Raw genomic sequence first — 13,499 nt, 5'->3', positions numbered from 1 at the left:
TAAATGGTGAGCTTCATGCTAAACGATGAGGGGCCCGCACGCGAAGGCGCGAGCCCCTTGGCATCAAACGGTAAACGAGGCGATGGCGTGTGCGGGCTGTCGCAGACCTGCAGTTGCGGCTGCGGCTGCGGCTGCGGCGGCCTCGCGGTGGCTCGCGACAGCCTCGCGGTGGTTCGCGAGCGCGCGGCCGCCGCGCGCGATCAGTGGTCGTTCATGTTGAAGGCGTTCTTCATGGTCACCGTGCGCTGGTCGAGCACGCTGCCCAGAAGCGCCCGGGTTTGGGTCTGCACCGAGTCGACGAGGGCCTGGTTCGCGGCGGCCAGCACCTCCTGCACGCCGACGTCTTCCATGTTCTCCAGATCGACTTTGCCCTCCTTCGCCATCTGGGCGAGCTTGGCATCGGTTTCGTGCAGCGACTGGTAGCCCTGGGCCATGGTGTTCAGCCGGTAGCCCTGGATGGCCTCGTAGCTTTCGAAGAACTGCGGGTCGGCCAGACCCGCTACCAGGCGGTTGTTCCAGTAGAGGCTGTCGGTGGTCACCTCGGTGGGGGTGTCCAGGTAGGCGGGCAGCTCGGTCACGTTCGCGTACAGAGCCACCGCGGTGTTGAAGGGGCCCGACGCCGGAGCGAACCAGTGCACGCCGCGGGCGGCCGCCGGCGCGTTCGGGCGGATGCACAGCACCGAGCACTCGGAGGTGCGGTCGATGCCGACATAGCGGTACTGGTGGCGCGTCTCGGGCGTGCCCTTGGTGCCGTAGGGGTCGTACTCGGTGCCGTCGAAGGTGGTGGCGAGCAGGTCCTTCACATCCGATGCCGACAGCTTCTTATCGGGGCGCATGGCCCAGGGAATGTCGAGGCTTTCGGGGCCGAACTCGGGGGCAGGTCCCTGGAAGCGCGGGTCGGAGGGGGTCAGGCGGCGGCACAGGTACCACTTGCGCGGCGCGTTGTAGAGCTGGTCGAGCCAGGTGTAGGTGGAAAACGCGATGCGCGCGTTGAAGTAGCGCGGCAGGCCGCAGACGGTCTCGCCGGCATCGTCCTCGTGAGCGGGCATGTCCATGAGCAGGTCGTGGGCCTTGATCCACTCGGCCAGATCGGCGCTGCACATGTAGTCGTGCTGGTCTCCCAGCGCGTCGGACAGGTCGAAGTGGTCGATGCCCTGGCGGTTCGGCTGCACCACATAGCAGTCGTCGGGCACGCGGCGCGCGATCCAATGGTGGCCGCCGATGTTCTCCCAGTACCACACGTCGTTCTCATCGCCGAAGGCCACGCCGTTGGTCTCGTAGGTGCCGTACTTCTCCACCAGCATGCCCAGGCGCTGAACGCCCTCGCGGGCGCTTCTGATGTAGGGCAGCGTGATGGTGGGCAGGTTCTCCTCGCCGATGCCGCCGGGCACCTCGGGGCGGTAGTCGGCATCGCCCGGCTTCCCCTGGGCCGGCTGGTACACCACGAGCGGATCGGCGCCGAGCACGCGCGCGTTGGCCGAGATGGTCTCGGTGGACGACATGGACACGTTCGCGGCGTTGATGCCGGTCTCGGCCCACACGCCGTTCGACGGGTCGGCGTTGGGCGTGCAGGTGTAGCGCAGCGGGTTGTCGGGCAGCTCGATGGTGAGGTGGCTGGCCACGCCGGTGTAGGTGCGCGGCTGGTCGTCCGGCATCACGACGATCATCTTCTTGGGGTCGAACGAGAAATCCTCGCCGTCCTCGTTGCGGGCGACGATGGTGGAGCCGTCGTTGGTCGCCTTGCGGCCGACGAGCAGGGTGGTGCATGCCATGGGAAGGCCTCCTGTTCCGGGGTTGCGCCGGGGGCGCGCCGTGTGGGCGCGGCGGCGGGGCGCAGGGTTGTACGAGTATCGGTATACGCTGATGGGAGGCGTGCCGATGCGAGCGCCGCGCTTCTGTTGGCGAATCGATGGCGGCGGGTTGGGAAACGGGAAGGCGGAATGGCGCATTTTGGCTTGGAAATCATGGTTTTGGAACCAATTCAACGGTTGCTGCCGGTATTGATTTTGCGTGATCTGGGGAAACGCGCTGGCGCTTTCGTGTCGCCCGCGTCATTTAGCCTGATTCGGTAACAAAGTCGTGATTTCCAAGCCAGAAAACGGATTTCCACTCGCGCAATGACTCCTGTGGGCATCTTGTGAAGATCGGTGTGGCGTCTGGGGTGCGCTGGGGCGCTCGCCGCTAGGATAGCGGCCCCACCTCGATGTCGGTGTTTCTCGCGCCTCCGACCTCTCAGGTTTCCCGAACGGGGCCACCGGGCCGAGCCGTTCGCTTCAATGGAGCCGCAGAAGAGGAAGGAGAAGGCCGTGGAGGCGCAACTGACGTGCGATCAGGCGGGCAATCACCCAACGACAACTATCGAGAACGAGGAGCGTTCCCATTTAGAAGAGGTGCTTGCGGCAGTGCGGGCCTCGGTCGGGCGCGCCCGCGATCTGGCCGAGCGTGCCGAGGTGAGCCATCGGGAGGCCGGTGCGCAGCTGGCGGCCGACCGCGGTGAGCTGGCACCGGAAGAGGCGCACTTGTCGGCTTTCGAGCTGAATCGCATGGACGCTCAGGCCGCTCTGGCCCACCGGTCCCATCGGCGCCTGGAGAAGCTTCTCGCGTCGCCCTACTTCGCCCGTGTCGATTTCGCCGAGGGGAGCGGCGCCGACGGCGGAGCTGCTTCGGGCGAGAGGCCGCTTCCCGAGGATCGGCCCCAGGCCACCTACATCGGGCGCTTCGCGTTCACCTGGCACAACCGGGCCCTCGTGTCCGACTGGCGCAGCCCCGTGGCCGCGTTGTTCTACGACTTCGAGTGCGGGCCGGCGGCCTTCGACGCGCCGGGTGGGCGGCGTGAGGGCACTCTGATGCTCAAGCGGCAGATAGCGGTGGAGGACGGTCGGCTTCGCTACGCGCTGGACTCGAATTCCAGCGTGCGCGACGAGGTGCTGGCCCAGGCGCTCTCCCGTTCGTCGGATGCGAAGATGCACGACATCGTGGCCTCTATCCAACACGAGCAGAACGCCGTCATCCGCGATGAGGCGCCGGGCACGCTCATCATCCAGGGCGTGGCGGGATCGGGAAAGACCTCCATCGCCCTGCATCGCGTGGCCTATCTGCTGTACCGCCAGAAGGAGCGGCTCTCCTCGCAGTCGGTGGCCATCTTGTCGCCGAGCCGGGTGTTCTCCGACTACATCTCGGGTGTGCTGCCGGAGCTCGGCGAGGAACCGGTGCGTCAGTGGAGCCTGCACGATGTGGCGAGTTTGCTGTTGGAGGGCATCGCGAAGGTGGCGCCCCCGCGCTCGTTTGCCGATGAGGCCGATCTGGCTCGCGCCGAGCGCGCCCGGGTGAAGGGCACCGAGGAGTTCGCGCGGCAGCTCGCGTCGTGGTTGGACGAGCAGCTGGGGGAGAAAGTGGCGGGCGAGGGGGCGTCCGTCGCCGATGTGGGGAAGGCGCCGTCGATCTTCGATCCGCACGATTTGGCCGTCGGCGGCGATGTGGCCGAGGCCAGCTGGCTCGCCGAGCGCTTCGCAGCCTACGCGCCCGTGCCCTTCGAGGAGCGGCTCGACCTTATAGCGGGCGACGCCTTGGAGCTCGCCCATAGCAAGACCTTCGGCCGCTACGCCCATGCGATGCCGACCCGTCGCGAACTGCGCTCGCGCCTGCTGCGTATGATGCGGGCGAAGAACCCGCTGGCGCTGTATCGGCGCTTTTTGGCCGACACCGGGCAGAGCGCGCTTCTCAAGATGGCATCGAGGGGCGTGGTGGAATGGGAGGATGCTTTCCCCCTCGCGCTGTGCGCCGCGACCTTCGCCGGGCCCGACGGGTTTGCCGCCACGGCTGCCGTGCGGCACCTGGTCATCGACGAGATGCAGGACTTGCCGCCGGTGGCCCACGAGGCTGTGGCCCGCCTGTTCCGCTGCGACAAGACTATCCTGGGCGACGTGAACCAGCTGGTGGACGGCCGGCCAGTGGCGGCGCCCGAGACGGTGGCGGCCCATTACCCGGGCGCCCGCGTGGTGCGCCTCATGACGAGCTACCGTTCCACCTGCGAGATTACCGAGCTGGCCTCCCGTGTGCTGCCGGTGGCCGGGCTCGTGCCCGTGCAGCGCCACGGCGAGCCGCCGCGATTCGTGCGCTGCGGCGACACGGCGGGCGTGCTGGCGGCCGTGGAGGAGGCGGTCGCGCGGTGGGAGGCATCCGAGCATCGCACGCTCGGTATCATCGCGAAGTCGGATTTTCTGGCCGCCCGCTATGCCGAGCTGCTGGGCCGTGGGCGGTCGGTGACGTTGCTCACCGACGAGACTGCCGTGTACCCGGGCGGGCTCGTGGTGGCCTCGGTGCGCCTGGCGAAGAGCCTGGAATTCGATGAGGCGGTACTGCTTGATGTGGACGGCCGCCAGTACGCCACCGAGGCCGACCGCAACCTGCTGTACGTGGCCGTCACCCGTGCCATGCACGCTCTCACGGTGCTGTACCGGGACGAACCGAGCCCGCTTCTGCGCTGATGCCTGCCTCGTTCGCTCTGCGCTATCCTTGCTGCCCGCGCTCGGCGCGGTAGCGGGCGAGGGCGGCATCGAAGCTGCCGGCGGTGCGGCGGTAGTAGAGGGTGTAGCCGACGGTGATGGCGGCAAGGGTGATAAGGTAGATGGCGAGGAAGGTGATCCAGGCGCCGCCGTTGTCGGCGGGGAACCATCCCCCGAGGGCCGCCGCGGCCGCCAGTGCCGGCAGTGCCGTCAGGCCGAAGCCGGCGATGCGCGCGGGGTAGGGCGCCCGCTTCACCACCACTTCGGTGAACCACAGGATCTGCAGCGCGACGAGTACCAGGCAGGCCGCTAGAAGCGAGAGCGTGATGACGATGCCCTCGACCGGGCCGGCGAAGATGAGGCCGGCGGTACACCACAGGGCCATGGCGGCGGTGAAGGTGACGCAGGCGCGGACGAGGGCGCTTTTCAGGATGCGGTTCATGGGGCTTCCTTTCCTCGGATGAGTGGGTGCGGGGCGGGACGCAGTGCGGCCGGGAAGGGCTGCTGCGGGCCGACGTGAGCTGCTGCAGGTGTGCGGTTACAGGCCGATCTTCGCCTTGACGGCGGGTGCGTACTGGCGCGAGGCGATGACGGACTCGCCATTGGATAAGATGAGCTCCAGCCGCGCGTTCAGGTAGGGACGCAGGGCGCGCACGTGGTCGAAGTTCACGAGCAGCGACTTCGACGCGCGCACGAACTCCGTGCCCGCCAGCTGCTCCTCCAGCTCGTACAGCCGCAGGGGGCTTTCCAGCACACGGTCGGGCCCGTAGAGGAAGGTGCGGCCGTCTACCGTCTCGGCGTAGAGCACCTCGGCGGCATCCAGGATGATTGTGGCACCGTCGAGCGTGCCCACGAGCCGCCGGTCCAGGGCACTTGCGGCGGCCACGAGCGCCTGCACGCGCCGGTCTACGGTTACGCAGCGGATGTCCACCTCGATGTCGGACACGTCGGCGTGCTCTTCCACGGTGAGTTTCACGGGGCTCCTCTCTCGGGCGGCGCAGCGGCGCAAAACGGTTCGGTGCTGCCAGTGTGCCGTGCGGGCGGGCCGAGCGCAAGGGCGCTCGGTCCCAGTTGCATCAGGAGAGCTCTGTGTTGCACGGGCGCGGCATCTCGGGCGCCGGTTGCGCGAAGGGGCCCGGAGCCGGGGCGTGCGCCGAGGTTGATGCGGCCGCCGCAGAGGCGGCCGGGGTGTGCGCCGAGGCGGGTGCGGCCGCGGCGGAAGCGGAAGATGCTGGCATGTGTGATGAGGTCGCCGCAACAGCTTCCTCGTCCTCGTCGAGGCTTCTCAGGCTGCGGGAACCGAGGGCCCACAGGGTGGCGGCGAACCAGCAGGCGGCGAGCCCTAAGGCCGCCGCGCCCGCGCCCCAGGCCTCCACGGCCAGGGACGTGGCGAACACGGCGACGGGAGCCGCAGCCAGAGTGAGCGAGTTCTGGGTGCCCAGGGCGCTGCCGCGCATCTCGGCGGGGATGCGGTCAAAGATGAAGAAGCCGAGCAGGGCCGACAGGGGGCCCGCCGCCAGCCCCAGAAGCAGGGCGCTGAAGGCGAGCAGAGGGAAGGAGGGCAGAAGCCCCAGCCCCAGAATGCCCAGGGCCATGCCCGCTAGCGACAGCACGAACCAGGTACGGCGGCGCAGCTTGGAGGCGAGGGCGGCATAGCCGAGCGAGCTTGCCAGCATGCCGGCCGACATGGCCGACAGCACGTAGCCGAGCAGCTCGGGAGTGCCCGCAGCTGTGAAGTGCACGGGCAGCACGAGGCCCTGGAACGAGCCCATGATCATGACGATGCCGAAGCTGATGAACATGGAGGAGCGCAGCAGCGCGTCGCCGGCGAACAGCACGCGCGCGCCGGAGCGCAGGGCGTCCCACGCGCCGGCCACGATGCCGCGCTCGCCATGGCCCGCTGCCAAGGCGGCCCCACTTTCAGCGGGGGCGTCCTTCCCGCCGATGCGGCCGATGGCACGGGGCAGCGTGAGGGTCGTAAGCGCTGCGGCCAGGGACATGGCGGCTGTGAACCACAGCGCGTTCACGGCGCCGACCGATCCCATGAGGAAGGCGGCCAGGGCCGGACCTACGATGACCACGAGGGAATCGAGCGACTGGGTGAGGCCCATGAACTTCTGCAGGCTGCGTCCGTCGCGCTCGCACACGGCGGGCACGAGCGCGTCGCGGGCCGTCATGCCGGGAATGTCGCCCACCGCGCCGACGAGGCCCAGGGCCACGAACCACCCGAAGGACAGCCCCCACACCGCGTCCACCACGGGCAGGAGGGCCACGCTCGCCGCCGACAGGATGTCCGAGATCACGGACACGTCGCGGCGGTTGAAGCGGTCGATGAGCGCGCCGCCGATAAGGCCGATGAGAAACTGCGGCGCGGCGCAGATGAGCGCGAGGGTGCCGGCGGCCAGGGCGTCGCCGGTGGTGGCGAGCAGCACCAGGGGCAGCGCGACGCCGGCGACGGAGTTGCCGAGCAGCGAGAGCCCGCAGGAGAAGAGGTAGCGTGGCGCGACGGGGCGGGGTGCGCGGGCCTGGGGCGAGGCGAGGGACATAGGAGGCCTTTCTCGAACAGGGGATGATCGTTCGAGAGGGAGTTAAAACTATGACGTTGCGTCGGGGTCAAGCGCGGCGTGAAGGAGTTATGAAGGGCGCATCTGCGGCGTTTCGGGCCGCCCCTCGGCTTCAAGGCGGGCGGTCATGGCCGCCTCGATGCCGGCTTCGACGCGGTTGTACACGTCCTGCTGGGCATCGTTGTAGTCCCTGAAGGCGATCTCGTCTAAGAAGCGCTCGCGGTCGGTGGAGGGGCGCAGCCAGTTCTCCGCATCGAAGCAGGCGATGACGGGCGCCAGCGCGTCCAGGGTCTGCTGGGCCAAGGCGTCGCGCTCCTCTTCGGGCGCGTCGGGCTGCAGGCTCTCTATGCGGGCGTTCAGCTGCTCGAAGGCCTCTATCAGGTCGTCGTTCGCGATGCGCCCGACGACGCGCTCCAGCTCGTCCAGCTCGTCGTCGTTGTAGAGGTGGCCGGCCACCACGAGGGCGGCGCGGTCGGCGGGGGAGGCGTCGGCGAGGCTGCTAACGCCGGGCAGCATGGACAGGATGCGGGCGAAGCGCACGGGAAGCGTGGGGTCCAGGTTCTCGGTGCGCAGGGCCGCGATAGTGCGGCGCTGCTCCTCCAGCCGCTCGATTTCCAGGGCGAGCTCCCGATCCAGGTCGTCGAGGGCCGCGGCGGCCGACGAGCCGGGCGCGTCCATGTCCTCCAAGATCTCGCCGATGCGCGCCAGCGGAAACCCGAGCGAGGCCAGTCGCTTCACGCGCAGCACCCGCGCCACGTCGGCGGGCGGGTAGTCGCGGTAGCCGTTGGCCGACCGGGGCGGTTCGGGCAGAATCCCCAGTTGGTGGTAGTGCCGCAGCGTGCGCACGGTCACCCCCGCCAACTTCGCCACCTCGTTGCTGCGCATGGTCGCTCCTCCTGTCGTCTTCTTCCATATCTTAGCATGGTCGGAAAGCGGGCGATTTCCGCTCTTTTCCAAGCCGTCGGTCAGAAGGGCGCTTTACCCTATAATTCTCAGAAGGAAGGTAGCGCGAAGATTTGGAAGGTGCGAATGGAATCCGTTGATCAGGTCGATAGCGAGCGGTTGGCGCGGTTCGAGGCGGCGCTGGGGCGTTTGGTGGCGGAGCGGGAATCGGTGACGGCGACCCTTGAGGCGCTGCGGGCCCAGGGTAAGACGCGCACGGCCACCTACCAGCAGCTGACGGCGCGCAAGCTCACGCTGAAGGCGGCATTGGCCCCCTTCGAGGAAGAGGGCCTCTTGTGAGCGCGGTGCGGGAGGCGGGGCCGCTCGGGGCGTTCTCCGAGGCCACGCGAACATGGTTCGCCGATGCGCTGGGTGCGCCCACCGAGGTGCAGGAACGGGCGTGGGAGGCCATTGCCGCCGGCGAGAACGCGCTCGTGATCGCGCCGACGGGCTCGGGCAAGACCCTGGCCGCCTTTCTGTGGGCCATCGACGCGCTCATGGCCGAGAAGGCCCGTGCGGCCGAGGCGGGGAAGAAGTGGGCCCGCGGCGTGCGCGTGCTGTACGTGTCGCCCTTGAAGGCCCTCGGCGCCGATGTGGATCGCAATCTGCAGGGGCCGCTTGCGGCCATCTCCGAGCTGGTGGCGGCTCAGGCGGGGCGCGATGGCGCGAAGCCGCCCGAAGTTCGCACGGCCATGCGCACCGGCGACACCACGCCCGACGAGCGTCGCAAGATCGTGCGCAACCCGCCGGACATCCTCATCACCACGCCCGAGTCGCTCTACCTCATGCTCACCTCGGCCGCGCGGGACGTGCTGCGACACGTGGAGACGGTCATCGTGGACGAGGTGCACGCGCTCGCCGGCGACAAGCGCGGCGCGCATCTGTCGCTGTCGCTGGAGCGGCTGGACGATCTGCTGGACGCGCCGGCCCAGCGTATCGGGCTGTCGGCCACGGTGCGCCCGCGGGACGAGGTCGCCCGTTTCCTCGGCGGCGCGCATCCGGTTACGGTGGTGGCAACCGAGGCGCCGCCAGCCCTCGACCTGTCCGTGCGCGTGCCGGTAAGCGATATGACGGCGGTTCCTGCGTTCGGGGGCTTTCGCAGCGCGGGAGACGGCACGTGCGAGCGCGGCAGCGGCCCGCGACGGGCTCCCGTCGAGCAGGCCTGGAAATCAGACCGGGCTCTGCGCGCCGTTATGCGGGACGAGGCCGCCCCGCCGCATCCGGACAGCCGCCTGGGCACGGCCTCCATCTGGCCCCATATAGAGGCCGCTATCTTGGACGAGGTGCTGGCACATACCTCCACCATCGTATTCGTGAACTCGCGCGGTCTGTGCGAGAAGCTGACGGCGCGTTTGAACGAGCTGTACGCGAAGCGCCTGGGGCTCGATGCACCGCACGCTGAAGCGGCCGGCTACTGGTCGGCTGCGGGCAGTGCCGGCGAGGGGCCGGGTGCGGCCTTCCGATCGGACATCGGCTCCACCACGGCGCTCGTGACCGAGCCCTCGGTGCTCATTGCCAAGGCTCACCACGGTTCGGTTTCCAAGGAGAAGCGCCTGCAGGTGGAACGCGAGCTGAAGGCAGGAGAGCTGCCCTGCGTGGTGGCCACGTCCAGCTTGGAGCTGGGCATCGACATGGGCTCTATCGACCTGGTGCTGCAGGTGGCGGCGCCGTTCTCGGTGGCGAGCGGGCTTCAGCGAGTGGGCCGCGCGAACCACCAGGTGGGCGGTCGCTCGCGCGGCATCATCTTCCCGCGCACGCGGGTGGAGGTGATCGATGCCGCAGTGATGGCCGAGGGTATGGAATCCGGCGCCATCGAGGCCACGCGCCTCGTGCGCAACGCCCTGGACGTGCTCGCCCAGCAGACGGTGGCCGCGGTGGCCATGGCGCCCGACGGCCTTCCCGCCGATGGCTGGCTCGCCTGCGTGCGGCGTTCCGCCTGCTATGCCGATCTGGGGCGCCGTTCCTTCGAGGGCGTGCTGGACATGCTCGCAGGCCGTTACGGCTCGGGCGATGTGGCCGAGTTCGCGCCGCGCATCCTGTGGGACCGCGAGACGGGGCTCTTGAAGCCGCGCCCCGGCTCCCAGCGCTTGGCCGTCACGGCGGCGGGCACCATTCCCGACCGCGGCATGTTCTCGGTGGTGCTGCCCGAGGGCGATGCCAAGCAGGGGCGGCGGCGCGTGGGCGAGCTGGACGAGGAAATGGTGATGGAGTCCCGGGTGGGCGACATCATCGCGCTCGGTACCAGCACCTGGCACATCTTGGAGATCGGCGCCGACCGGGTCATCGTGGAGGCGGCTCCCGGCCGCGCGGCGCGCCTGCCGTTCTGGCACGGCGAGGCGGTGGGGCGTCCCTTCGAGGCAGGGCGCGCCCGCGGCGCCTTCGTGCGCGCGCTGGACGGAGGCTTGGCGTCTGATGCCGGGGGCGAATGTCGGCTCGAGGAGCCCTTGCGCGAACGTCTCGCGGCCGACGGGCTGGACGAGAATGCCTGCGGCAATCTGGCGGCGCTCGTGCAGGCGCAGCGCGCGTGCACGGGCATCGTGCCTACCGACAAGCGCCTGGTGGTGGAGCAGTGTGAGGACGAGACGGGCGATTGGCGGGTCATCCTGCACTCGCCGTTCGGCCGGCGCGTGCACGAGCCGTGGGCTTTGGCGGTGGGCCACCGCATCATGACGACGCGGGGCTTCAATGCACAGGCGGCCGCGGCCGACGACGGCATCGTGCTGCGCGTGCCCATGGCCGAGGGAGAACTCTACGGTGCCGAGCTGTTTCTGTTCGACGCCGACGAGGCCGAGGCCATCGTGCGGGAATGCGTGGGGAGCACCGCGCTCTTCGCGGCGCGCTTCCGCGAGTGCGCGGCCCGGGCGCTGCTCATGTCGCCGACGGCCCCAGGCAAGCGAGCACCGCTGTGGCAGCAGCGCCTGAAGGGCGGTCAGCTTCTGGAGGCCGCGCGCCGCGAGGAGGATTTCCCCATCATTCTGGAGGCTATGCGCGAGTGCCTGCAGGACGTGTTCGATCTGCCGGGGCTGCGCGAGGTGCTGGGCGCCCTTCAGGCCGGCGTCATCAAGATGAGCGAGACGCGCACTGCGGTGCCGTCTCCCTTCGCGGCGCCGCTCGTCTTCGGCTACCTGGGCGAGCACCTCTACGAGGGCGATCTTCCCCATGCCGAGCGGCAGGCGTCGCTTCTGGCGGTGGATCCGGCCCTGCTCGCCGAGCTCGTGGGCGCGCCGGCGGTGGAGGAGGTGCTGGATGCCGAGGTGACGGCCCAGGTGCTGTCCGAGCTGCAGCGGACGGCGCCCGGCTGGCGCGTTCACGGCGCCGAGGGCGTGGCCGATCTGCTGCGCGAGCTGGGCCCGCTGACGGCGGAAGAGGTGGCCGCGCGTATGGGTGCCGGCGGCTCGACAGCTGGGGGCGACGCCGAGACGATGCCCGCCTCCGCTGCGAAGCAGATTCTCGTTGCGCTGGAGGCCGAGCGACGGGTTTTTCCCGCGACTATTGCCGGGGCGGAGAAGTGGGCGGCGGCCGATGATGGTCCTCGCTTGCGCGACGTGCTCGGCATCCCGGTGCCTCCATGGGCCCTTCCAGAGCGCGGGCGGTCGGGTTCGGACACGCGGCCCCTCGATGGCCTGATGGCGCGCTTCGCCCGCACGCACACGCTGTTCTCGGCCGATGAGGCCGCCGCGGCCACAGGCGTTGGCGCGGTCCTTGCGGCGGAGTCCCTCGAGCGGCTGGCGGCCGATGGGCGCCTGGTGCGCCTGGGCGCCGACCGCTGGGCCGACGGAGCGGTGCTGCGCCGGCTGCGCTCGCGCTCGCTTGCCCGGGCCCGCGAGGCGGTGCGTCCCGTGGCGCCTGAGGCTTACGTGCAATTTCTGATGGAGCGCCAGGATGTGGCCGCGCCGGGCCAGCCGGCCCTTGCGGGAATAGACGGTGTGGCCCAGGTGATCGCCCAGTTCGAGGGCGCGGCACTGCCCATGGCCCAGTGGGAATCCGACGTGTTTCCCGTGCGCGTGCCCGATTACCGCCCTGCTATGCTGGACGAGCTCGTGGCGGCGGGCGAAGTGCTGTGGGCGGCCTCCACGGTAGGCGGCGCGCACCTCGTATCGTTCTTTCCGACCGACTCGCCCCTGGCGCCGCCGCCCGCCGACCCCGCTTCCGGCATCGCGGCGGCGGTCGTGCCCGAACCCGGGGTGGGAGAGGGCGGCGTCGGGCCGTCGGATACGGCGGCTGGAAGCGGAGGCGGCATCGGGGCCTTTCCTGCAAAGGACGGGGAAGGCGGCGTTGCTTCTGCCGAGCGCCAGAACGCCGATGCCGCCGTTGACGACGGCAAGGCAGGCCTGGACTCCGCCGTGCGCCACGCGCTTGCGGCTGAGGGGCCACTGTCCTTTCCCGCCCTGGTGGATGCCGTCTCGCGGATGCAGGCGCCCCGTGCTCCCGCGAGCCGCGAGGTGGCCGAGGCGCTGGAGGGGCTCGTGTGGGCCGGCAGGGCCACAGCCGATGGGCTCGGCCTCCTTCGCGCCGGCGGCCTCGCATCCCCGTCCGATGCCGCCCGCAGCGGCGGCCAGGTGCCCCCGCCCTCGCGCCGGCGGGCGACGAGCCGCCGTGGTCGCACCATGGCCGCCGCCCGCGCCCAAGCCCGTGCCGCGGTCGTGTCGCGCCAGGGTGCTGCGGCCGCCTTCGATGCAGCCCTGGCCGGCCGGTGGAGGACCCTGGCTCCGTGCGGCGGGGGAGCCACCGTGCAGGCGCTCGCGCTCGTGGAGTCGCTCATCGACCGCTACGGGGTGGTAACCCGCGACATCGCGCTGGCCGCCGGGGTGCCGGGCGGCTTGTCGGCGCTGTATCCGGTGCTGCGCGCCATGGAGGATGCCGGTGAGCTCGCCCGTGGCATGTTCGTGGAGGGAATGGGCCCGGCGCAGTTCGCGCCCCGGGAGGTGGTGGAGGCCCTGCGCGCGCATGCGCTCGCGTCCCACAGTGCGGCGGCCGGCGATGCGGTGCCGGGTTCCTCGGATGGGGATGCCCTCGCCGATGCCGCGGCCTGCACGGTGCTGCCGGCCGACGACCCGGCATGCCTCTTCGGTGCGGGCATTCCCTGGCCCGATGTGGCCTGGGAGGCCGCCGGCGCGGCACCTGCCATCGACGCCGCCCTCGTGGCGGCCAAGCCAACCCGGCGCGAAGGCGCGCTCGTGGTGGTGGCTGCGGGGCGTCCGGTACTGTGGGCTGCGCCGCGGTGCAAGTCGGTGCTCGCGTTCACGTCCGATCCTGACGCCTTGGCGGCGGCGGTGGCATCGCTGGCGGCCTTCGTGCGTGCCGCCCTCAAGCGCGAGGGCGCGGCGGCCTCGCGACGTAAGATCGTCGTGGAGCATTTCAACGCGCGCGATGTGCTGGACACGCCCCTCGCGGCGCTGCTCCAGGCCGAGGGCTTCGTGCGGCTGCCCGATGGCATGCGCCTCTACGCGAGCCCGTTCTAATCGCCCGCCGTGCCGCGGACCCCATT

At 70.1% G+C, this 13,499-nt stretch carries 8 protein-coding genes; 3 read left to right on the top strand and 5 right to left on the bottom strand.

Annotated elements, in window-relative coordinates:
• Positions 1-200: 200 nt before the first annotated feature.
• On the bottom strand, positions 201-1,772 hold the full coding sequence (locus VIN30_RS08775; protein ID WP_338210901.1) for a C69 family dipeptidase: 1,572 nt from the start codon (positions 1,770-1,772) through the stop codon (positions 201-203).
• A 534-nt stretch (positions 1,773-2,306) separates the two neighbouring features.
• Between VIN30_RS08775 and VIN30_RS08770 the strand changes: the two genes are divergently transcribed.
• The gene (locus tag VIN30_RS08770) at positions 2,307-4,487 is read left to right on the top strand and encodes a HelD family protein (RefSeq protein ID WP_338210900.1); all 2,181 of its coding nucleotides are present in this window, start codon (positions 2,307-2,309) and stop codon (positions 4,485-4,487) included.
• Positions 4,488-4,509: 22 nt separating this feature from the next.
• On the opposite strand, the gene VIN30_RS08765 is transcribed toward VIN30_RS08770, so the two are convergent.
• From VIN30_RS08765 to VIN30_RS08750, 4 genes are all read right to left on the bottom strand, one after another.
• Positions 4,510-4,947: a hypothetical protein gene (locus tag VIN30_RS08765; protein WP_338210898.1), complete on the bottom strand. Its 438-nt coding sequence runs from the start codon at positions 4,945-4,947 to the stop codon at positions 4,510-4,512.
• A 96-nt stretch (positions 4,948-5,043) separates the two neighbouring features.
• Positions 5,044-5,481 (bottom strand): LytTR family DNA-binding domain-containing protein, encoded by a 438-nt coding sequence (locus VIN30_RS08760; protein ID WP_338210897.1) that lies wholly within the window; start codon positions 5,479-5,481, stop codon positions 5,044-5,046.
• Positions 5,482-5,581: 100 nt separating this feature from the next.
• A complete protein-coding gene (locus tag VIN30_RS08755; protein WP_338210896.1) occupies positions 5,582-7,051 on the bottom strand; it encodes an MFS transporter in 1,470 nt (489 codons plus the stop codon).
• Positions 7,052-7,138: 87 nt separating this feature from the next.
• Positions 7,139-7,954 carry a MerR family transcriptional regulator gene (locus VIN30_RS08750; RefSeq protein ID WP_338210895.1) on the bottom strand — a complete coding sequence of 272 codons (816 nt, stop codon included), beginning with the start codon at positions 7,952-7,954 and terminating at the stop codon, positions 7,139-7,141.
• Between the two features lie 144 nt (positions 7,955-8,098).
• On the opposite strand from VIN30_RS08750, the gene VIN30_RS08745 reads away from it, so the two are divergent.
• Both VIN30_RS08745 and VIN30_RS08740 read left to right on the top strand, forming a co-directional pair.
• The gene (locus VIN30_RS08745; RefSeq protein WP_326425481.1) at positions 8,099-8,311 is read left to right on the top strand and encodes a hypothetical protein; all 213 of its coding nucleotides are present in this window, start codon (positions 8,099-8,101) and stop codon (positions 8,309-8,311) included.
• Entirely contained in the window at positions 8,308-13,473 is a 5,166-nt protein-coding gene (locus VIN30_RS08740) for a DEAD/DEAH box helicase (RefSeq protein ID WP_338210892.1), read from the top strand. Before VIN30_RS08745 ends, VIN30_RS08740 begins: the two co-directional genes overlap by 4 nt.
• Positions 13,474-13,499: the final 26 nt, after the last annotated feature.

Source organism: Adlercreutzia wanghongyangiae (assembly GCF_035989245.1).
Lineage (GTDB): Bacteria > Actinomycetota > Coriobacteriia > Coriobacteriales > Eggerthellaceae > Adlercreutzia > Adlercreutzia wanghongyangiae.
Note: the sequence above shows the minus strand (reverse complement) of the source record. Positions and strands in the feature narration are given on the sequence as shown.

Bases quoted from the DNA above. Each gene is read 5' to 3' on its own strand.
- VIN30_RS08775 (WP_338210901.1), bottom strand. From the start codon at position 1,772: ATGGCATGCACCACCCTGCTCGTCGGCCGCAAGGCGACCAACGACGGC.
- VIN30_RS08765 (WP_338210898.1), bottom strand. From the start codon at position 4,947: ATGAACCGCATCCTGAAAAGCGCCCTCGTCCGCGCCTGCGTCACCTTC.
- VIN30_RS08755 (WP_338210896.1), bottom strand. From the start codon at position 7,051: ATGTCCCTCGCCTCGCCCCAGGCCCGCGCACCCCGCCCCGTCGCGCCA.
- VIN30_RS08750 (WP_338210895.1), bottom strand. From the start codon at position 7,954: ATGCGCAGCAACGAGGTGGCGAAGTTGGCGGGGGTGACCGTGCGCACG.
- VIN30_RS08745 (WP_326425481.1), top strand. From the start codon at position 8,099: ATGGAATCCGTTGATCAGGTCGATAGCGAGCGGTTGGCGCGGTTCGAG.